Origin of the sequence: Bacillus cereus group sp. MYBK95-2 (assembly GCF_051915225.1) — a bacterium.
Lineage (GTDB): Bacteria > Bacillota > Bacilli > Bacillales > Bacillaceae_G > Bacillus_A > Bacillus_A cereus.
Genome location: NZ_JBQAEH010000011.1, coordinates 109884 through 132697 on the forward strand (window position 1 = coordinate 109884; position 22814 = coordinate 132697).

Genomic DNA, 22814 nt, shown 5'->3' on the forward strand with positions numbered 1-22814 from the left:
TAAATATAATATTAAAAGGTTGAAGATACTCTTACAGTTTTGTATAGGGGGATTAGGTATGTTTACTTTTAAATCTATACTATATAAATAGTTAAATAAGGGGAATTGTATTGTAGAGAAGATACAGGCTACCCATTTGCATAATTTTAAACTAGAAATAAAAATTAATTAATTGAAGTAGTATCACTTAACTATAAATTTAAGAGCAAATAGACCCAAACAAAAAAATTCACACCTTTTAATTAAAAGTGTGTGAATTTCTTGTTTTGGGTGCTTAATAATTTTTAAGTCAATGATTAAAAGTCGGAAATTAAGTTATATATTAGAATTCTCAGCAATATTAAAAATATATGGCGTAAAGATTAAAAAGAAACCCAATATCACCATCAAAGAATTTAATGAAAATAAAGAAGAATCGTTAATCAAAGATGATCCAAAAATAATTACAAAAGTCATACCAGTTCCACGCAAAATAGATTTAAAAGAAACAGAATTTGTCATCATTTCAAATGATTTCAATTGCAAATTTTGAATTGATTTAGCTACTTTGGTTTTCATGTTCAATCCTTCTTTCTAAAAAATAAGGTATATACTATATTCATTGTATTCCTGGGTGTTTTGAAATTCAAATTTTTATCATTTTAGCCAAGAAGACTCCTTCCTCAAGGAGCGTGAAGGGTCACAGTCCAGTGAGTAGGTGGGAGATGAATTGGCTTCGAACAAGGGATGGCAGGAAGCCATCTTAATTGTTCAATTTACAGAAAGTTTTACTCCACCACCTATCGAATGTACGTTTGGTATATAATAGTCATATACCGAAATGGAGGTGAATCAAATGATAATTAATAAAGCTTATAAGTTTCGTATCTATCCAAATCAAGCACAAGCAATTTTAATTAACAAAACGATAGGTTGTTCTCGCTTTGTATTCAATCATTTCCTATCCCTATGGGATCACGCATACAAAGAGACTGGAAAAGGTTTAACATATGGTACATGCTCTGCCAAACTTCCTACCATGAAGAAAGAGTTCGTTTGGCTCAAAGAAGTGGATAGTATTGCGATTCAGTCGTCTGTTCGCAACCTTGCGGACGCATATACACGATTTTTCAAAAAATAAAATAGTGCCCCGCGTTTCAAATCCAAGAAGAATAACGTACAATCTTATACCACAAAACAAACAAATGAAAATATTGCCGTTGTAGGGAACAAAATAAAGTTGCCCAAACTAGGCCTTGTTCGATTTGCCAAAAGTCTTGAAGTAGAGGGACGTATTGTAAATGCGACTGTTAGACGAAACCCTTCTGGTAGATATTTTGTGTCACTATTAGTTGAAACAGAAGTACAAGAACTTCCGAAAACACATTCTTACATTGGGATAGATGTAGGACTAAAAGATTTCGCCATTTTGTCAGATGGAACACCCTATGAAAATCCGAAGTTTTTCCGATCATTAGAAGATAAGTTGGCGAAAGCACAGCGTGTTCTTTCTAGAAGAATGAAAGGATCTTCTCGCTGGAATAAACAACGAGTAAAAGTAGCTAGAATTCATGAATACATATCAAATGCTAGAAAAGATTACTTAGACAAAATCTCAACTGAAATCATCAAAAGCCACGATGTTATCGGTATAGAGGATTTGCAAGTATCAAATATGTTAAAGAATCATAAGTTAGCAAAAGCAATTAGTGAAGTATCTTGGTCGCAATTTCGATTCATGTTAGAATACAAAGCAAAATGGTATGGCAAACAAGTCATTGTCGTATCGAAAACATTTGCTTCCAGCCAATTATGTTCTTGTTGTGGATATCAAAATAAAGACGTTAAAAATCTAAACCTACGTGAATGGGACTGTCCTTCTTGTCGTACACACCATGATAGGGATATTAACGCAAGTATCAATCTAAAGAATGAAGCGATAAGGCTTCTAACCGCAAGGACTGCGGGGTTAGCCTAATCAATTAGAGTTCGATAGAACTCTTTACTTAGGAATCCCCCACTTCTAAACGAAGTGAAAGTGGGGGTAGTTCAAAATCCTAAAGATATGTCACATGAAATTTTTTTAAGTTCGCTGGATTCTTTATTTCCTTTAATATAGCATACCTGGAGAGAATACTCTTTTGATATATAAGGTAATTGAACTTCTTCAGCCTACGGAGGGATAAAGGAATCCTTCAAAAAAATTAATTGGTGATAGCATATATTTTTACTGTAAATTGTTGATTTGCACCATTTGGATTTGCGATATAGTATTTCGAATTCGTATTTGCTGCAGTCCTGGACTCATTTGAAATATTGCTCCAACTAACACGATCTAGCCCCAGAGAAACATCGACCATAATATTGAAAGAGATACTGTCAGAAGCCTCTCCCTGGGTAGGTTCAATAATCCATTTTAAACCCAGTGTCCCTGGGGGTAAATTATTTATACTAAAGTTTTGGCTGGATCGGTTCTTTTCTCCAGGCAATGGCTTAGAGTCAGAAGAAATTTGGGAAATTAATATTTCTTTTTCATTAACGTTTATTCCATTTAATTTAATGATACTATCTATTAAACCTGGACCTGGAAAATCAGCTGCAATGATACCAGAATGTCTAATCCCACCTTGTAGTATGAAATCTGTCCCCATTGTATTCATCCCACCATAAAATACTTGACCATTTGTATCACGAGGGAAGTCTTTCCATTCATTTGTTGTATTTTTTTGAATTAACTGTGGGTTACTACCAGTATCTCGATTTTCCTTTCCACTTGCAACAAACCAAGGATAATAATTATTCCATAATGCTGTAGCGCCACCTGTACCGCTAAAATGGTTGAGATAGATATGATTCTTGTTAGAATCTTTATTTGCCTTTAGAAGCTGGTTTTTTACTGCATTCCATTTCTCATACATTCCATCCGGTCCAGCGCTAACTTCAAAATTATCTTGGATATCTAATGATTCATAATTAATTCCGTATTCTTCAACTGCTGAGAAGTTTTGTAGTATTACAATTTTTCCACGGATATCTCCTAACTTAGGGTTATTTCTTTCTGAAAATGGCACAGAATTAGGTTCCCAAAAATAGGACACATTACGGTCTTTATAACTTTTAAATATCTCCTCGAATGACTGTGAGCCGTTCTCTGGATCAGTTTCCTCTTTTAAACGCATTAAAATTGTTTCTTGAGGGTTTTCTCTTAAAAATTGGATTGTTTCTTTTAATACATCTTCAAACATTGCTTTTTGATTCACGATACCATGCTGCATGGCAAAAGAATTTTTCACACGTTTAACACGCATGTCTACATACCGTATTCCTGCATTGAACTGCTGAGGTAGGGGCATTGTTTGATTTCTTGTCAAATTCTCATCAATAAAACTCGCTCCATGTAAAGCCATAGAACCATGAGTACCTGGAATAGATAATTCGCTTATTCTTTTTGTATCTTCCAATTTTGACATCCAGTTTGGATTTCGATAACCTAAATCGGAGTCATATGAATAACCTGAATGTCTATCAGCAAATACTATTGAAGTTGTACATAAACTCGCTAGTGTAAAACAAGTAAGAATCCCGAATTTTAAGTGTTTTATAATCTTTATTTTCTTCATTATATCTCTCCTGATTTTAAACAGATTAGTCTTATATAATAATTTAGGTGCTTTTACCATATGCATAAAGTCCAGCATGAGAATAATAGACTGTATTAATTTGAAAATTTAGTTTTTATAAATAGTGCCAAATTTATAATAGGCACCAAAAGGTTTGTAAAGTTAAAAAGAAAGTAAGTCAAATAAGATAATATGTTAGCTACCATCAGATTTACTATTTTCATTTGCCTTAAAATATTGTGTTAGCTTTAAAATTTAGAGTGGGATATTCTCATTTCGATTTGCTCAAAAGCCATCGTGCACTGGGAACATAAGTTTAGAAATGTAATCATAAAAGGGTGGAAAGGCCAAAATAATCATGTGCAAGTTTAGTGAAATGATGAAAAAGTATATTATCATACTTCATGTACTTTATAAGGCATACAATTCAAATCTAATATTATACAAAGAAAACAGAAGTCTTAAACTAGACGTCTGTTTTCCGAAGTACAATGAATTATTAAAATCGGTAATATTTACATAATTCTTAATGTAAATTAATGTAGATATTATAAGACAAAATTATATGAATTCCATATCTGAGATCAAAAGACTTTTGGGGAGAGTCTCTCTCTTATTACTGCATTAAAGTTAGAAATGGATTTGTTACATATAATCTCATTTTAGAAAAATTTACGAATAATACTTCTCTGTAATCCTAAATAATGCCTATAAGCTTATTTCTCATTAAAGCTTAAACTAACTGCAGTAGCAATAGATTGTCCTGCATGTTCCCAACTACCATCGATAACTTTTCCAAGTTGTTGACCGAGTGAATTTAAATCATTTGGATTAACAGGAATTCCGTTATATGCAGCAAGAAGTGATAAGAGTGGAGCTACAATTGGTGTCCAGCCGCCTCTATCAATATGGAATTCGAATCCCGTTACCTCACCATCTTTTTTTGTGAATTTATAGTAAAGTTGATCATCTGGACGGAAGCTTAAGTGATGAGAGATTTGTCCGTATACATCTTTACCGGCTGCACCTCGATCCACAACTTCAATTTCTTTTACATTAAATTCATGCTCAAATACTTTTATTTTTTTTACTTCGGGACCATTTAATGCAGCTTGAACAGCCGTTTCTAGATTACTTTGTGCAAACGGTTGAATACTAACTTGTGATTCCTGTTGTTGGATAGGAGCAACTGTCTCAGCAGCAAATACTGATGTTGTAGGTAATGCCCCTGTAGCTAATGTTGCAGCCAGAGCAGTTGCTGTAATAATTTTCTTCTTCATAATTTTACTTCCTCCTTTTTAATGTATGATAATAAACTATAAATTACTGACAGATAAATTATTTCTATACATATATAGAAAAACGTTATTGTGGGTAATGGAAGTGAGACTGACAGATAATTTATAGCATAATAGTATCAATATGCACTTAATTTCTCAATTTTCAGTAAATGTATTCAATATTAACCAATTTTAAGTAAGTTTTAGAAGGTAAATCTTTAATAGTAATCTACAAACATGGCAATATTAGAATGAAAATGAAATGATAATCATAAAATATTCAATTGATCTCAAAAAAAATATAAAAAAATTCACATATATTTTTATTTTTGGGTTATTTTATTTTAATTATAAATGTTTATGGAAATTAAAAATGGAGAATATTGAAGTGATTATTAAAATTAACGAAATGTTCAAGGTTTCAATCTTAAAATATGAATATTAGTTATATAATCATTTTAAGGGAATAATTCACCCCTTCCTCTAATGTTGTTGTTTACAAGTTTATAGTTCCAATGTGTTGAAGCTACGATAAAAAGAACTTGTAATTATATATTACAAGTTCTTTTTGTTTCGATTTTTTTTGAAAGATACCTTAACTAGCTATGTTTTTCCTATTTTATCAAGAGTACGGTAGAATTCTATCGGAAGTATATGCACATTATCGTAAAATAAATAGTAATTTGTATATAAACTAAGCGATTCTTAATCGTGTTCTAATAACAAGAGGAAAGACCAACTAAAAATATAGTTGGTCTTTCCTTTAAGTTGGTGTAAAAACAAATAAATAAAAGATAGGTGAGAATTAATGCTGCTAAGCAGTATTGATTCTGAATTAACTATAACACACTTCCTAAGAAGTAGTTGTGTCGGTTGATTGAACATTCATCCTTCCTTTTTTAACAAATAAGTATCTAAAATACATCACTTAATTGACAAGGGATGCACTTTAATTGAGGCATAGATCAATGCTCAAGATTTAGAAAGTAAATAACGAAATGTTCGAAGTGACAGATATCTGCTAACATCGATGTATTTACCAGTTTTCTTAGTAGGCTTTGTCAGTAGTTCCTACGCTGAGAACTAAAGTATCTTGTGTGTTGACGTAACTTCGATAAGTATGGGGCGATAAAACATATTTTTTAAAATGCCCCTTAAACTAATTATAAATCTTTTTTTGCATATATCTTCAGTGAAATTATCATTGATATAATGCTAATAACTATTGAAATGAGACAAGGCATCCATGCCATAATAATTGATGGGAATGGAAGAGGGAGTGTAAAATTCAGATGGCTTAACTGAATTTCTTTTATAAGAGTAGGAGCTACAAAAGGTGTCAAAAAGACAACAATAAAAGAAATCATTCTTGTTTTATCAAAACCAAATTTAAATTGGAAAGGGAGTAGTATTCCAAACAAAGTACTAACAACTAAGAATGTTATTCCGAGAGCATTTATACTAAGATTCTCGATACCAGATGGTATAATAATTGAAGTTATCATTCGAATAATTGAGGCACAAAGAAAAACTACCAATAGAAAGAGATATTTTGCCTTTACAAAGGCACTTCTAGTATATGGTGTTGCACAAAGTAGAGTTGCTCCTTTGTATTGGTCTTCGAACTTGGATATTGTACCAAACAAAATATGTTCCATAAAAACTACTGTTAAAAGAAAACCAATAAGCCCACCATCGTTAAGTTTTAATTGAGTAGAAAGATAGATTGGTGCAATGGCTGCAAAAACAAGTAAAATAGAAAAATATTTTTTGACTAACATTATGTCTTTTACAACAAGATTAATAAGCATATGTATTTCCTCCAATATAAGAAAGCATTATATCTTCTATAGTTGGTCTTTCCATCAAAACACCAGGCATAAGCCGGCACACATCATCTATTTTATGAGTAATCCCTTCAAATCCATATTTAGTTTGACTCAAATTCAAAAAGAGTTTTTCTGTTTGATTATTAATCAATTGATTATCACCTTTTACTAATGCATGTGTTTCCACTAGTGCATCTTTTTCTTCATCAATTAATATTTGACCATCATCTATCAAAATAATCATGTCTGCTATTTTATCTAGATCTGAGGTAATATGAGTAGAAAAGAAGACACTTTTTCCTGGTTCTTTCATAAAATCTAGAAGTATGTCTATTAGTTCACTTCGAACCAATGGATCAAGTCCACTTGTGGGTTCATCCATTATTAATAAATCTGCGTGGTGGGATAAAGCTAGAGCAACTGCAAATTTCATTCGCATTCCTTTGGAGAGAGTAGAAATTTTTTGTCCTAGATTTAAATTAAATCGTTTAATATACTTTAAAAAAACTTGCTCATCCCATTCAGTATAGGAAGGGGCGATTACATTCTTCATTTCTTTTAATGTTAATTCATCGTAAAAGTACCCTTCGTCTAACACGACACCAATTTTATTTTTGGATTTTCGCTCATGTTTATCTATATCCTTTTCTAAAAAATTAATTTTACCCGAATCTTTGAGTACGAGCCCGAGGATAGCTTTAATAGTAGTAGTTTTCCCAGAACCATTAGTACCAATAAAACCAGTTATACAGTCCTGGCTAAGTGAAAATGTCACGTCTTTTAATGAAAAATTCCCATAAGCTTTGTTTAGATTCTTCACTTCTAACACTACATTCATTTTTCATTTTCCTCCTTTAAGATTAAATCTAACATCGAATAGAGTTCCTCATTATGGATTCCAATACTTCGAGCCATTTTGCACACTTCTGTCAATTTTACTTCAACCATATGACGCTTAGATTCCATTAATAATTCCAAGTTTGTAGATGCTACATAAGTACCTTTTCCAACCCTGGTAACGATAAACCCTTCGGATTCTAGTTCCGCATAAACTCTTTTAGTGGTTAACATACTTACATGTAAATCATTAGCCAATACACGGATTGATGGTAATTGTTCACCTTCTGTCAATTCATTATTAAATATAGAATCTTTAATTTGTTCCTTTATTTGTTGATATAAAGGTTGATTTGATGCATTATTTAAAATAATTTTCATTTAAATACCTCTCCATCGACAAGTGTGACTGTTTATGATGCACACCATACACACCATACACAGTTAAGATTATAAGTTATTGAAAATGGTTTAACAAGTTATCTTGTTATAAAGTTCACAAAATTTTCATTTTAGGAAAATCTATAACGAAATCCTCATATAAATTTCTTACTTTTTTTATTAATATAATGCTAAAATCTTAAGTTTTAGATACTGGGGCAGAAGAGCTTAAATGGTGGAGTTATATTAATGACTTGTGAGACATATGAAAAAGAGTAATAAATATATAAAAATGGGGGTTAAGGATAGATGAAAACAAGCTATTGCTTCATTGCTGAAGTTGCTAGCTTGTTTTCATCTATAAAACTTTGTTTTTTTAAATATTTCTAGTGAACCTTTCAAGAATGAAAGGAATTGAAAAATAGAGATAAGATAATTGATGTGTAAAATAAAAGAGAAGAAATAAGATAACTATTGCTAGTAGCCTAATTACTTTAAAAATAAATAGAATTTTTTTTGCTTGCATAAATATCCTCCTCTAAAACCTTAAATTCATTTTTAAACCAATAGCATTTATTTACTGTTTTTATATTGTTATTAATTGATCTAATTATTCATTAAATATTTCTCTCATTAAGAAAATATAGTTTGCTGTTTATCAAGTAAGCTTTCATTTTAATTAAGTTATGTCTAATAATATTAAGCCTTATTTATATATCCTCTGAATGAACTTTTTATATATTTATTTGGATATAGATCATTAATCATTGCATATGGGCTTCCATTCCAGTATCTTACTACAGGTGTCCATAGTCTATGACTTTTAAGCCACTGCATTGTGTATTGCTGTAATAATTGATTATCTGTCAGCTTTTCTTTTTCTTCAATTGTCCAGCGTAATGCTTCTAGCGCTTTTTCTCTCGTCCAAAAACCACTAGGTGTCATCTTAAATTCCCATTCTTTAAATTGATTTGGATATAAATCATTAATCATTGCATATGGACTATCATTCCAATATAATTGACAAGCTCCACGCAATCTTGATTGGGCTAACCATTTATTTTCGTATATATTCTTCAATTGATCCAGATTTAATTTTTCTTTTTCTTCAATTGTCCATTTTAGTGCTTGTAATGTTTTTTCTTTCGTCCAAAACTTATTAGGAGCCTTATTAAATTCCCATTCTTTAAATCGATTTGGATATAAATCATTAATCATCGCAAACGGGCTTCCATTCCAAATCACCCTTAGTGGTGCACTTAGTCGATGTTCAATTAACCATTTTTGCCCATAAATTTGTAAGAGTTTTTGTGGTGGTAATTTCTCCTCTTCTTCAATTAACCATTTTAATAATTGTAGGGCCTTTTCTTTCGTCCAAAAATTTAGTGGTGTCATTCTAAATTCCCATTCTTTAAATTGATTCGGATATAAATCATTAATCATCGCAAATGGACTATTATTATATTTGTGCTTCAATACACCACGTAATCGATACTTTGCAATCAATTTGTTATTCCAATTCTGTTTTATCTCTTCTTCATTCCAATTCAAAATTTTTGTTACTAAATACTTTGTTACTCTTCTGGCCAATTGATTATTTCTATCTAATTTCCAAGTATTTGGTGGAAATCTATTTCTTTTTCCATCTAATATCTCCTGATAGATGTCCTCTATAGTATTAGTGTTCGTCTGCATCTTAAAACCTTCTTTTAATTGTATATGTAGTTAAATAAATTTTAATGTTAGGACTTTCGTCCGAACTATTAAAATTGTAAAATCTGTCTTAACTTAGAAAATATGATGCTTAATCAAATCATAGTAATGTAAAATAAGAATTACCTATAGAAATATATTGTCTAGGGCAAATGAAAGAATAGATTTGTAAAATATAATTTTTAATTCATAAAAGACATCAATCTGAAAAGAAAGATGTCTTTTTATTTAATAGTATTACGGTTTATTTAATTATTTTCCATAAAGCTAATGAGAAAATCCAATTTGGATCACCGTATCCTTGATAACTTTGAACTGCTTCATAAATTTTACCTTGATGTTCTACTCTATCTCCTTTTTTATATGCAGCATACGAATCCCATGCCTTATACTCAGAAGAGGGGGTATCTTTTGTTGTGATTTTGATTTCACTACTCGCAACTGAAACTTTTCCTTGAGTATCTATAGCTTTTACCATATATCTATATTCTGTACTAGCCAGTAAATTTTCATCTGTATAGTAAGTTGAAGGACTTGTAGCTATTTTCGTACCGTTACGATAAATCTCATATTCTTTTATACCAACATTACTTATGGATTCTTTCCATATTAAATGAACACTGTTTGTATTAGTTTCTGATGCTTGTAATCCTGTTGGAGGTGTTGGAGCTATTTGTTCTGGATTCTCTTCCTTTGTTGTAACTGAAATTTCATTGCTACTTTTTGACTTATTTCCTGCTGCATCTGTAGCTTTAATTGTATAATTATATTTTGTATTGGCTTGTAATCCCGCATCTTCATAACGTGTTGTTTTTGTTGTCCCTACTTTTTTTCCATCACGATAAACTTCATATTCTTTCACACCAATATTATCTGTGGAAGCCTCCCACTGTAGCTCAACAGTTGTTGTTGTTTTATTAACAGAGCGTAGGTTAGAAGGAGCTGTTGGAGCGATTACGTCAATTTCAGTACTACTATTAAAAGCAGAAAATAGTTTAGAAAAGGCACCGTCGTCTACATCGGGTAATCCAGAAGCATCTCCAGTTGCCTGACCGATTTGCCAACTTTCAGTAGCTTTTTTATCACGATACACTGACCACATACTAATTTCCCCAATACCTTTTTCTTTGGCAAATTGGAACAATTCTTTTGCATTATTTAATGTGAAAGTTTCATTTTGAGTATCGTTTTTTCCTATCATAGGTGTAACAGCAATCATTTTCCAAATGTCAGAATCTTTAATAGTACCTTTATATAAATTAGTTAATTGTCCATGCAAGCTATTAATAGCATCTATCGCAGCTTGTCCCATTTGTTGGTTTTGTTGTCCGTAATCCATAGTCATAATATTAACTGAATTTAAATCTACATCATGTTTTATAGCGCTTTGAATCACATTTAGTCCATCATTAGTTAGGCCATATGGCATTACTGGTAAGGTATAACCAATTTTTACATCTTTACCTTCAGCTTTTAATTCCTTTTGTAATAACGCAATTGCTTTTGATCTTCTTTCGATAGATTCTGGGTGAGCAACTAAGACGCCTTCAATATCAAAATCCATGTGTGTTAAATGTAATGTGTTAATTACACTTTTATAAGCATCTTTTAATTTATTCACATCTGTAATAGCTGCGGCAAGATCTGCACCTAATCCAGGTATATTACCAGCATTTGCTCCACCAAAAGATACTTTAACATCGCCACCTATTTTTCTAATTTGTTTAATTTGATCATCTAAGTTACCATCTCCAATAGGGGTATGACTTCCTCCCCATACTGGATTTCCATTTTTATCAGCCACTATAAACGAAAGCGTGAAGAAACTAGTATTTGTTTCTTGGGCATATTTTAATAGATTTTGAGGATTCATGCCGTTATCTACATATGGTGCAAAGACATGAGTTGGCCAAGTTATTCCTTCACCAAATAAATCATTTGGATCACTATTGTCAGGTATATATTCTGAACCAGTATATAATTCCCAACCGCTAAATTGTTGGGTAGGTAATGTGCCTGCATTTACCCAATATACAGAATGATAAATCTTACCTTCATATGTAACGTAAGATTCACCTGGATAATCTTTATTTTTATTCCAAAATGGCGCTACTTGTTGTTGAGCATTCACTATATTTTCTTGAGCGTAGGCAAACGTATGGTTAATGGCTTGGGATGTAGGAATAATCATAGTTAATGCAACAGCTGTTTTTGCTAGAGTACAAAATGGATGTTTTTTTCTAATCATAATAATATCTCCTCACTTCTAATTTATAATAAAAAAAAAGAAATTATATTAGGCATTATTAAAATTCTTTTAATATATATTATGAAGAATTATTGCCGTAACTTCCGATACTGATATTTTTATACGTGATGATTACCCTCATTTAGTAGGATAACAACTTACAAAAAATGAAACAAATTAGAGGGAAATATAATAATATTCATTCAAAAACAATATATTTCTTCTCATAAACTACAGGAAATCTAATTAAAATGTATATATATATACCATTTTTGTAAGGTGGGGATGAATAGTGAGCTAGAAGTAATATAAATGTACACAAAAGTGTCGATTCTAGTAATCTAGTTTGGCTGAAAAATTTTTATCTTGAGTACAAGAATAACTACTTTTATTACTAAATCTAAATGATTTGTTGTATTTTTTAGTAATAAAATGAGATTATTTTTTTTAGGTTTTCTAAAATTTTCTTACTTTAGTTGAGTAGGTAAACTGGAAACAGCATAAATTAAGTCCATTACTTCTCCTACATTTTTTATGAATTATATCTTTTTAGTCTTCTCATAAAAACTATAGGATGTTTGAAAAATTGACACATAGATTTTTTGTTTTTATATGTTAAGATTAGTGTTGCTAACCTATTGTTTATAATAAAACAGCTTATTTTATTCTCAAAAGTATAGGACTAGAAAAAACCTCATAAAAAAGAGGTTTTTTTTATTTCTATATTTATCTTTGGTGTGAAAATTCAGTTGCAAAATTATTTTTGACATAATGCTAGGATTCATTTAAATATTTCGTGCTCTTATATGTTGGATGAAGTCTTCAGATTATTTCATGATATATACAATTTTAATACTTATTTAGTTTTTAATATATAGTATTGTAATTTTGCTAAATTCTTAAAAGGACACATACAAAATTAAATAATGTGTAATATACACTTAATTAATTTTTGGGATTGTAATTTTGAACTAATTTTTTTAATTTATACTTAGTAGCATAAGCATCAGCAGCAATAATTGCATCAAAAACCATTTCTGGTGAAATTTCAAATGGCATATTATGTATAGTTTCACCATCTTGACAGGCAGCCTCAGCCACTTTCATCAATTCTTCTTTACTTGCATCACCTAGGTTCAGATCTTCAAGTGTAGTAGGTAAGCCAAGCTTGATACAGAAATCAATGTAGTTATATAGTTCTTCAGTTGTCCAAGATTCCAATGCCATTTGTACTAATGTGCCAAATGCAACCTTTTCTCCATGCATCAAATCATGAGTCTTATCATGTAAAACAGTAAAACCATTATGGATGGCATGAGCTGCAGCTAACCCCACACTTTCAAATCCAAGGCCACTAAGCAAGGTGTTTGCCTCTATTACGGCTTCAACTGCTGGAGTAACAGTTTTTTGTTTAACTGCTAAAAGAGCAGCTTCTCCATATTGAAATAAGGTATCCCAACAGAGTTCTGCAATCTTAGCAGCTGCTAGGGTAGAGAGTCCTCCAGCCATAGCGGGTTTTCGTGATTCTAAATTTGCTCTAGCTTCAATCCATGTAGCCATTCCGTCTCCAATCCCAGCAGCTAAAAATCTGGATGGAGCTTGTGCAATGACTTGGGAATCTACTAAAATAATATCCGGATTTTTTAAATAAAATTTGTATTTCTCAAATACTCCATCATCAGAGTAAATAACAGAAAGAGAACTGGTTGGTGCATCTGTTGAGGCAATAGTGGGAACGCTTACAACTTTGGCCGAAAGAATTTCTCCTACCGCTTTTGCTGTGTCTACTGATTTACCACCACCAATACCAATGATTACATCAGCACCAAATTCTTTTCCTATTTTCTCAATTCTTGTAATTTCATTTTCAGAACTTTCACCATTAAAACCGACTTTTTCAAAGCTTAGATTTTGTTTATGAAAGCTTTCCATAACTTTTTCACCAACAAGATGCCAAACACATTCATCTGCAATAACTAATAAATTGGTTCCTAGAGGTTTTACATACTCTCCAATTTTTTTAATTACATTTCTTCCCTGAATATATTTTTGCGGGCTAATTAGGATACGTTCCATGATAATCACTCCTTGATTTTTTTGTAAGTAAGCTGAAAATCTAGCCTTGAATCTAATGTTATCAAAATTCTGAGTACAGAATTATGAATATTTTATGTATATTTTTCGTCTGTTATATGACGGATTAAAAGATAGTGTTATGATTATCAAAAATCAAATACTATTTCTTAAGAAAGATAAAATGGGAAAAATAGTATTAAAAACCTATATTATCAGGTTTTGTATAAATAATCTTATTATATTATAGTTAGAGTTTTAATAATGAAAATAAAAATACATAAAATTCACTGGTTGAATTTTATGTATTTTTATGCATGTATTGTTATGGGGTAGGTTCTTATGATGCAAAGGATTGAAATTAATATTCATACTAAAAATGGTCCACATGCTCGAGTCGCAGTTACACTTATAGCAAAATTGAGCGGAATATTCTTAAGGATGAATCTATTCATGAAACACAGTCATTATTAGACCAATTGACTCTTGAAAAGAAAAGAATAAAGTATTTAGAAAGTGAATTGTCGAAATATAAAAAACTAAAAAACTAAAAAACTAAAAAACTCTTTTCCAGACATTATTAGTTATAGTGCCACTTTAATGAAGACGCTCTTTGTTGCGAATAAAGTGACAGAATTAGATTCTACGATTCTTATTACTGGAGAAAGTGAAACAGGAGAAGAACGTATAGCTAAAGTTATCCATAAAGCTGGTTTCAGAAAAGATAAGTTGTTTATTCTGGTAAATTGTGCGGCTATCTCCCCTAATTTAATTGAAAGTGAGCTATTTGAGCATGAAAAAGGAGTATTCACTGGAACACTTCACATGAGGAAAGGGAAATTTGAGCAAGCAAACATTGGAACAATCTTTTTAGATGAAATTGGAGGCTTAAAGCTAAATGTCCAATTGAAATCATTATAGGTTTTTATAATAAAAGGGAATTGTAGGGGGGAATAAAACTATAAAATTAAATGCTTGGGTATAGCGGTGACTAATGGAAAGGAATAGATGCCATGAAAAAATTTATTAATAATCCAGAAAAAGTAGTTAGGGATATGATTGACGGAATGTTGTTTGCACATTCTGATAAACTACAAAATATGCCTGAAACAAATATAATTATTCGAGCTAATAGTCCATTTCAAGGAAAAGTGGCAATTGTCAGTGGAGGCGGGAGTGGGCATGAACCAGCGCATATAGGATTTGTTGGTAAAGGAATGCTTGATGCTGCTGTAATGGGCGAGATTTTTACTTCTCCTACACCAGACCAGATTTTGAAAGCGATTCAAAAAGTGGATACTGGAAGTGGGGTTTTGTTAATTGTAAAAAACTACTCAGGAGACATAATGAATTTTGAAATGGCTGCTGAAATGGCTGAAGCACAGGGAATCCCGATTGCTACAGTCATTGTTAATGATGATATTGCTATGGATAATAGTTCATACACTATGAGAAGAAGAGGGATTTCTGGAACAATCTTTGTACATAAAATAGCTGGAGCAATGGCTGAGAAAGGAGCATCGCTTAAAGAAGTTGAAGATGTTGCAAATAAAGTAATTGCTAATATACGTAGTATGGGCATGGCATTAAAAACGTGCACTATACCTGGAGCTGGTACAGTCGGTTATAAAATTGATGAAAATGAAGTAGAGGTTGGTATAGGTATTCACGGTGAACCAGGAACACATCGTATTAGTATGATATCAGCTAATGAAATGGCTGAACTCCTTTTAGAGGATATTTTAAGTGATATGCAATTGGAAATTGGTGACAAAGTTGCAGTAATGGTAAATGGATTAGGTGGAACGCCGTTAATGGAATTATATATTTTAAATAAAATGGTTAACACAATATTAAACAAAATTGGTATCGATATCTGTAAAACATATGTTGGGGAATACATGACAGCGATTGATATGGCCGGTTTTTCTATTACTTTATTAAAACTAGATGGACAATTATCTGCTTTGCTTAATGATCCAGCAAATACGACTAACTGGCGTGTACAATAGGAGGGCCAACATGTATATTACACCAAGACATATCATCAATTGGATGCAACTCACTGCAAAACAACTTGAGTATCAAAAAAAAAATCTAACGCAACTTGATCAATTTATAGGTGACGGAGATCATGGTATTAATATGAATAGAGGGTTTAAAGAGGTTGAAAAAAAGATATCATATACAGCTTATGATGATATTGGAAATGTATTTCATGATATTGGAATGATACTTATTTCAAAGGTTGGCGGTGCATCAGGGCCTTTATATGGAACAGCATTTTTAAGGGCTGGTAGTGTTTTGAAAGGGAAAAATAAAATTACAATCAATGAATTGGGGATTGCTTTTCAAGAATCTGTAGATGGCATCTGTCTAAGAGGAAAAACTCAGATAGGAGATAAAACAATGCTTGATGTTTGGGATCCTGTTTTGAAGTATATCCAAAGAAATGGAGAAAAAATAAAACCTATTGGTCTTATCATTTTTGCAAGAGAACAAATGGAAAAGACTAAGCCATTATTAGCTAAAAAAGGGCGTGCTTCCTTTCTAGGAGAAAGGTCTATTGGTCATTTAGATCCAGGAGCAGTCTCATCTTTTATTATCTTTGAAACTCTATGTTTATCTCTTATAGGTGAAAAAGATATTGTTAATGAACTGAGGGAGCAATTGTGATGAGTAATGTAGGATTAGCTTTAATTTCTCATGGTTATCTACAAGTTCAGAGATTTAAAAGCTTTACTCGCCAAATTAAGTTCCGGTGTTTTAATAGTTTCTGTAGGAGGAGTAGATAACGATGAAGTAGGTAGAAGCGTCAGATAAATTCAAGAGGCTATTTATAATGAACGAGTTGTAATTGTATTCGTAAATTTGGGAGGCGCTCTAATTAAGAGTGATTAAATCAAAATAGCAGATTGACCATTAATAGAGGGTCCTACGTAGCAGTTGTTGAATTAGGGATTGGCAAAATATCACAAGAAATATATAAGATTTAAGGCTGTACTTGAAGCGAAAACCATTATAAAAATATAAAAGGAGCTAATCTTATGAGAATCGAAAGAAAATTAATTGTAACTCGTAAGGATGGAATTCATGCAAAATCAGCAAGTGAAATTGTAGATGGCTTAAGGGATTATGATTGTTCGGTTCAGTTTATATTTAAAGATAAAAAAGTTAATGCAAAAAGTACTCTTCAATTAATCGATTTAGCAGTAAAAAGAGGGGCAGAAATACATGTAATTCTTGATGGAGAAGATGCTGATGATGCCCTTGTGTTTATACAATGGTTTTTGAAATAACAAAGGGGGTCATAAATATGTCTCCATTTATGGGGGAATTAATTGGAACCTTGGTTCTTATTTTATTAGGGAACGGCGTTGTAGCAGGTACTTTGCTGAAAAAATCCAAAGCACAAAATTCCGGATGGGTTGCAATTACTCTTGGCTGGGGATTAGCAGTTACATTCGCTATATATATAGTAGATAACATAAGTGGTGCACATTTGAATCCTGCAGTTACAATTGCTTTTGCTTGTATAGGGGTATTTCCTTGGAGTGAAGTTCCTTCCTATATTGGTGCACAGTTGATTGGGGCTTTTTTAGGTTCAATATTTGTCTGGATCCAGTATTTTCCACATTGGAAAGAAACTAAAAATCAAGAAATTATATTATCGGTGTTTTCTACAAGCCCTGCAATAAAAAGTTGGCCTTCCAATTTGTTAAGTGAAATTATTGGCACTGCGGTATTTGTATTTTCAATTTTAGCTATAAGTCATAATAAAGTTACAGATGGACTACTTCCAATAATAATAGGAGCGTTAATAGTATCTATAGGTTTATCTCTTGGTGGAACAACTGGATTTGCTTTAAATCCGGCTCGAGATTTTGGGCCAAGGCTAGCACATCAAATCTTACCAATATGTAATAAAGGTTCTTCGGATTGGGGATACGCATGGATTCCCATAATTGGTAGTACCATAGGAGGAATCATAGGAGCTATAGGTTTTCAATTGATTTATTAAGCACTTAATATATTAAAATTCAATTAGAAAGTAATTAGTTAACCACATTTACTATCAATCATGTAATGCGAAGGGGTATCTAAGTAAAAAATGTATACTAAAAAAATCACTATACATTTCTTATAATGTGGAATTGTTTTATTCATAAAATGTTCAATTTATATCCATTGTGAAAAAATTCACAATGGATATAATGAATATATAACGGTTGTAGAGGATGATAGTGGTTTTATTCTTTTGCGACGAATCAACTCTTATATCAAATTTCTGTCTCCAACTATAAACTGTTTTCTGGATAGCTATCTTTAGCAAAATTCTGACTCGTAAGAAGGGGTTATTGTTTTTTTGTTTGCTATTTTGTATGCAGGCGATATAAATCATCTTATCAGATAGAACGGCAATGTTTTTAGTAAATGGAATCGATTTCATTATGCGAATAACAGTGCTTTTCTTTAGTTGGGAAAAGGAGAAATGTGTATACTCTTTCATTCTATTGAACTTTTGGTAAGTAACATATGCGTAATAAAAACTTACATGGTATTTTTATCATTCGAAAGAACTTTAAATTGTTTTCTGTCATGTTCGTTTGCATTGATAATCATGTTTTTCGAGATAAACGCTTTCCTTATCAATGAGGCAATTCGCAAATGGAGTTTTACTCCTATTTTGGTTTGACGCAACTCAGTCTATTTATAGTTGGTTAGGTTTAGAGTAAGTGTATTTGAAACAATGATTTTCAACGGTATGTTTTTTCTATATTTTGAAAGCGTTTTCTTGTAGTGGGTTATTTTATAAGATTATGAACCTTTTACTTAAGAAATTATGTGTTTTAAGTAATGATGTGAAAAATGATGAATTGGAGATTCACAAACTCATTTTTAGTAGTAAACAAAATTTTATAAAAGAAGTGAGATTTAAATAGCCTAGGAGGTGGTTTTCTCAAGGATAGAAAAAGTTGGTTTTTAATAGTTAAAGATTGATGAAATGAAGAAGAAAAGTTGTGTTGGTTGCGTCAATTCAGAAAAAATTAGGATGAAATATTTAGGAGGTAGAGAGATGGTAGGGATTATCCTAGCAAGCCATGGCCAATTTGCTGAAGGCATTTTACAATCTGGCGCAATGATTTTTGGAGAGCAAGAGAATGTTAAGGCTGTTACCTTAATGCCAAACGAAGGGCCAGACGATTTGAGAGCAAAAATGGAAGCAGCAATTGCATCTTTTGATAATCAAGATGAGGTATTATTTTTAGTCGATCTATGGGGCGGTACTCCATTCAATCAAGCTAATGGCTTGTATGAAGAGCACAAAGACAATTGGGCAATCGTTGCTGGCTTGAACTTACCTATGGTGATTGAAGCTTATGCATCCCGTTTATCAATTACGTCTGCTCAAGAAATCGCAGCACATATCGTTAAAACAGCGAAGGAAGGGGTCAGAATTAAACCTGAAGAGCTGGAACCAAAAGAAAATACTGATATTGCAGTTGCTAAAGATGGAAAAGCAAAAGGCAGACTAGCTCCCGGTACAGTAGTTGGTGATGGGAAAATCAAGTTCGTTTTAATCCGTGTGGATTCTCGTTTATTGCATGGTCAGGTAGCGACTGCATGGACAAAGTCTACACAACCAAATCGTATTATCGTAGTTTCGGATGCAGTGTCTAAAGACGATCTTCGTAAAAAATTAATCGAACAGGCGGCACCACCAGGGGTTAAGGCCAATGTTATTCCAATCAGCAAAATGATTGAAGTTGAAAAAGATCCCCGTTTTGGTAATACCAATGCACTGGTATTATTTGAAAACCCACTAGATGTCCTGAGAGTTATAGAGGGTGGTGTGGATATTAAAGAAGTTAACGTTGGTTCTATGGCTCATTCAACTGGAAAGGTTGTTGTTAATAAGGTTCTTTCTATGGGAAGAGAAGATGTTGAGGCTTTCGAGAAAATGAAAGCAAAAGGCATTCATTTTGATGTACGTAAAGTACCTAATGATTCTCGTGCAAACATGGAAGATATTCTAAAAAAAGCGAAGGTTGAATTATCGTAGTTACATAGCAAATTTAAATGAAATGGGGGATCATAATGTCTACTATAGAAATAATTTTAGTGATACTAATTGCATTTCTAGCCGGTATGGAAGGAATATTAGATGAATTTCAATTCCATCAACCACTAGTGGCATGTACACTAATCGGTTTAGTAACAGGTAACCTGGAGGCTGGTATAGTTCTTGGCGGTACACTTCAAATGATTGCACTTGGATGGGCAAATATTGGAGCAGCCGTAGCGCCAGATGCTGCATTGGCATCAGTTGCATCAGCGATCATTTTAGTATTAGGCGGACAAGGTGTTAGCGGTGTTGCATCAGCAATTGCAGTAGCGGTACCACTTGCAGTAGCAGGACTTTTCTTAACAATGATTGTTCGTACACTTGCTGTTCCTATTGTACACATGATGGATACGGCAGCTGAAGAAGGAAATATAAAAAAAATTGAAGTGTTACACATCGCTGCGGTGTGTTTACAAGGTATCCGAATTGCAATTCCTGCTGGAGCACTTTTATTTATCCCTGCACAAAGCGTTCAAGGATTCTTGGAATCAATGCCTGCATGGTTAACTGATGGAATGGCTATTGGTGGCGGAATGGTTGTTGCTGTTGGTTATGCACTAGTTATTAATATGATGGCAACAAAAGAAGTATGGCCATTCTTCATTATTGGTTTCGTAATAGCTGCGATTTCTCAATTAACACTTATTGCTCTTGGTGCATTGGGTGTGGCTTTAGCTCTTATTTATTTGAGCCTTTCTAAAATGGGTGGTTCTTCAAATGGTGGTGGAGGTAACTCTGGTGACCCGCTTGACGATATCTTAAACGATTATTAATTCAGGAGGAGGAGAAGACAAATGGCAGAGAAAATACAATTAACAAAAAGAGATCGTTTAGCCGTTGCATGGCGATCTACATTTATTCAGGGCTCTTGGAACTATGAACGTATGCAAAATGGTGGTTGGGCCTTCTCGATGATTCCAGCGATTAAAAAGTTATATAAATCAAAAGAAGATCGAAAAGCAGCATTAAAACGTCACTTGGAATTCTTCAATACACATCCTTATATTGCTTCACCAATTCTAGGAGTTACATTAGCACTTGAAGAAGAACGTGCTAATGGTGCAGAAGTTGATGATGTGGCAATTCAGGGGGTTAAAGTTGGGATGATGGGTCCTTTAGCCGGTGTTGGTGATCCGGTATTCTGGTTTACTTTACGTCCGATGTTAGGTGCTTTAGGAGCATCATTAGCAATGGGGGGGAATATCCTTGGGCCAATCCTTTTCTTCTTAGCCTGGAATCTGGTTCGTTGGGGATTTATGTGGTATACACAAGAATTTGGTTATAAAGCTGGTTCTAAAATCACTGATGATCTTTCAGGTGGATTATTACAAGATATTACAAAAGGTGCATCTATCCTTGGTATGTTTGTACTTGCAGCCTTGGTGGAACGGTGGGTATCAATTAAATTCAAGCCAGTTGTATCTGAAGTTCAGTTAGATAAAGGTGCGTATGTTGAGTGGGACAAACTTCCTGGAAATGGTGAAGGGATTCGTCAATCTTTTGAACAAGTAAACTCAGGAATGGCACTGTCACCTACGAAAGTAACTACCTTGCAAGATAACTTAGATCAATTGATTCCTGGTTTAGCTGCATTACTTCTGACATTCTTCTGCATGTGGTTGTTGAAGAAAAAAGTCAGCCCAATTGTTATTATTCTTTCATTATTCGTAGTTGGGGTAGTTGGTCACGTAATTGGACTTTTATAATTTAAGTTGCTCACGTTTTCAATTCTTAAGATATATTATTTAGGAATTGTTGAGATTGAGGTGTAGATTAGTAGCCTGTGAATTGATAATAGTTCGTATAAAAAAGTGGCTGGGGATTATTGTTTCAGCCACTTTTTGTATTGATCTTATTGTTTGAAGTTACGAATTATAAATAGGATAAATGAAATGGAGTGGATATGATGGTTCAATCAATTAATACAAGGGTAGATTTAGTAATAGATGCTACCGCTTTTACGGGACTTACGGACTATGGGAAAATTATGATTGGTGATAAAGGGTTTGAATTTTATAATTCTCGTGATACGCGTAAATTTATTCAGATTCCGTGGGAGGAGGTAGATTACGTTATAGCTTCTGTAATGTTTAAGGGGAAATGGATTCCACGTTATGCTATTGAAACCAAGAGAAATGGGGTCTTCACCTTTTCTTCTAAGGAACCTAAGAAAGTTCTTCGGGCTATACGAGAATATGTAGATCCAGGTCATATGGCACAATCTCTAAGTTTCTATGATGTTATTAAACGTGGTCTTAAATCGCTAGGTAAAAAGAAATAATATAATGAAAAGAAGGGTTGTGTTTTTTGCTGCAAGTACAAACAATTGATCTAGTAATTGTTTGGGTTTTCGACAGACTGGATCAGTAATAGATTAATCTGTTCTTTTTAAGAATATGAACGGATTCTACTCCAGAAAGAGTGAATGTAGTTGTGTCAAAATATTTGAACCCTAGCATAAAATAATAACATTGCTTCTTAATTAAGCAATGCTCTTGTTTTACTATGTTATTCATGTACTTTTGTTGTTTAAGTCACATAACACCAGGTTACGGAAGCTCAAATTGTCTCGTATGTACCGAATTTACTGTTAATAAGATTAGTTCATGCTGATAATGCTTCCATTTAAATAAATTTTCCTTTTCCATACTGATTATGCACCTTTTTTAGAGTCATACTATTAGTATGTCCAAGATTAGGATATTACTTGTAAGAGTTTTGGGATTT

18 protein-coding genes and 2 pseudogenes are annotated in these 22814 nt (G+C 32.6%); 10 read left to right on the plus strand and 10 right to left on the minus strand.

Going from position 1 to position 22814, the window contains the following annotated elements:
- Nucleotides 1–315: 315 nt before the first annotated feature.
- On the minus strand, nt 316–558 hold the full coding sequence (locus ACTFN4_RS26345) for a hypothetical protein (protein ID WP_086401845.1): 243 nt from the start codon (nt 556–558) through the stop codon (nt 316–318).
- 277 nt (nt 559–835) lie between these two features.
- Between ACTFN4_RS26345 and tnpB the strand changes: the two are divergent.
- A pseudogene (gene tnpB / locus ACTFN4_RS26350) lies at nt 836–1957 on the plus strand (IS200/IS605 family element RNA-guided endonuclease TnpB).
- Nucleotides 1958–2183: 226 nt separating this feature from the next.
- Here tnpB and ACTFN4_RS26355 read toward each other — a convergent pair.
- From ACTFN4_RS26355 to ACTFN4_RS26390, 8 genes are all read right to left on the minus strand, one after another.
- On the minus strand, nt 2184–3599 hold the full coding sequence (locus ACTFN4_RS26355) for a phosphatidylinositol-specific phospholipase C (RefSeq protein WP_439963026.1): 1416 nt from the start codon (nt 3597–3599) through the stop codon (nt 2184–2186).
- Between the two features lie 716 nt (nt 3600–4315).
- Nucleotides 4316–4879, minus strand: coding sequence for a methyltransferase (locus ACTFN4_RS26360; RefSeq protein ID WP_086422650.1), 564 nt, complete (start codon nt 4877–4879; stop codon nt 4316–4318).
- A gap of 1163 nt (nt 4880–6042) precedes the next feature.
- Nucleotides 6043–6690 carry an ABC-2 transporter permease gene (locus tag ACTFN4_RS26365; protein WP_262314385.1) on the minus strand — a complete coding sequence of 216 codons (648 nt, stop codon included), beginning with the start codon at nt 6688–6690 and terminating at the stop codon, nt 6043–6045.
- A complete protein-coding gene (locus ACTFN4_RS26370; protein ID WP_439963027.1) occupies nt 6680–7546 on the minus strand; it encodes an ABC transporter ATP-binding protein in 867 nt (288 codons plus the stop codon). The genes ACTFN4_RS26365 and ACTFN4_RS26370 overlap by 11 nt, the downstream gene beginning before the upstream one ends.
- Complete coding sequence (locus ACTFN4_RS26375) at nt 7543–7926, minus strand: GntR family transcriptional regulator (protein WP_000691661.1); 384 nt, start codon at nt 7924–7926, stop codon at nt 7543–7545. The genes ACTFN4_RS26370 and ACTFN4_RS26375 overlap by 4 nt, the downstream gene beginning before the upstream one ends.
- A 699-nt stretch (nt 7927–8625) precedes the next feature.
- Nucleotides 8626–9621 carry a DUF4046 domain-containing protein gene (locus tag ACTFN4_RS26380; protein ID WP_086422655.1) on the minus strand — a complete coding sequence of 332 codons (996 nt, stop codon included), beginning with the start codon at nt 9619–9621 and terminating at the stop codon, nt 8626–8628.
- A 262-nt stretch (nt 9622–9883) separates the two neighbouring features.
- Nucleotides 9884–11887: a fibronectin type III domain-containing protein gene (locus ACTFN4_RS26385; RefSeq protein WP_439963028.1), complete on the minus strand. Its 2004-nt coding sequence runs from the start codon at nt 11885–11887 to the stop codon at nt 9884–9886.
- 945 nt (nt 11888–12832) lie between these two features.
- Complete coding sequence (locus tag ACTFN4_RS26390; protein WP_439963029.1) at nt 12833–13963, minus strand: glycerol dehydrogenase; 1131 nt, start codon at nt 13961–13963, stop codon at nt 12833–12835.
- A 597-nt stretch (nt 13964–14560) separates the two neighbouring features.
- Here ACTFN4_RS26390 and ACTFN4_RS26395 point away from each other — a divergent pair.
- The 9 genes from ACTFN4_RS26395 to ACTFN4_RS26435 all read left to right on the plus strand — a co-directional run bounded on the left by ACTFN4_RS26395 (nt 14561) and on the right by ACTFN4_RS26435 (nt 22368).
- A complete protein-coding gene (locus ACTFN4_RS26395; RefSeq protein WP_439963030.1) occupies nt 14561–14881 on the plus strand; it encodes a sigma 54-interacting transcriptional regulator in 321 nt (106 codons plus the stop codon).
- Nucleotides 14882–14973: 92 nt separating this feature from the next.
- A complete protein-coding gene (gene dhaK, locus ACTFN4_RS26400; protein WP_439963031.1) occupies nt 14974–15972 on the plus strand; it encodes a dihydroxyacetone kinase subunit DhaK in 999 nt (332 codons plus the stop codon).
- Nucleotides 15973–15982: 10 nt separating this feature from the next.
- Entirely contained in the window at nt 15983–16636 is a 654-nt protein-coding gene (dhaL, locus tag ACTFN4_RS26405; protein ID WP_086422660.1) for a dihydroxyacetone kinase subunit DhaL, read from the plus strand.
- 371 nt (nt 16637–17007) lie between these two features.
- Complete coding sequence (locus ACTFN4_RS26410; protein WP_065705945.1) at nt 17008–17259, plus strand: HPr family phosphocarrier protein; 252 nt, start codon at nt 17008–17010, stop codon at nt 17257–17259.
- Nucleotides 17260–17276: 17 nt separating this feature from the next.
- A complete protein-coding gene (locus tag ACTFN4_RS26415; protein ID WP_439963033.1) occupies nt 17277–17981 on the plus strand; it encodes an MIP/aquaporin family protein in 705 nt (234 codons plus the stop codon).
- A 1056-nt stretch (nt 17982–19037) separates the two neighbouring features.
- Nucleotides 19038–20024 (plus strand): mannose/fructose/sorbose PTS transporter subunit IIA, encoded by a 987-nt coding sequence (locus tag ACTFN4_RS26420; protein WP_439963034.1) that lies wholly within the window; start codon nt 19038–19040, stop codon nt 20022–20024.
- Nucleotides 20025–20059: 35 nt separating this feature from the next.
- The gene (locus tag ACTFN4_RS26425; protein ID WP_000103758.1) at nt 20060–20860 is read left to right on the plus strand and encodes a PTS mannose/fructose/sorbose transporter subunit IIC; all 801 of its coding nucleotides are present in this window, start codon (nt 20060–20062) and stop codon (nt 20858–20860) included.
- Nucleotides 20861–20881: 21 nt separating this feature from the next.
- Nucleotides 20882–21793: a PTS system mannose/fructose/sorbose family transporter subunit IID gene (locus tag ACTFN4_RS26430; RefSeq protein WP_000818327.1), complete on the plus strand. Its 912-nt coding sequence runs from the start codon at nt 20882–20884 to the stop codon at nt 21791–21793.
- 197 nt (nt 21794–21990) lie between these two features.
- Nucleotides 21991–22368, plus strand: a complete 378-nt coding sequence (locus ACTFN4_RS26435) for a DUF956 family protein (protein WP_439963035.1) — start codon at nt 21991–21993, stop codon at nt 22366–22368.
- A 261-nt stretch (nt 22369–22629) separates the two neighbouring features.
- Here ACTFN4_RS26435 and ACTFN4_RS26440 read toward each other — a convergent pair.
- Nucleotides 22630–22735: pseudogene (locus ACTFN4_RS26440) on the minus strand (IS6 family transposase); the annotation flags it as partial.
- Between the last annotated feature and the right edge of the window lie 79 nt (nt 22736–22814).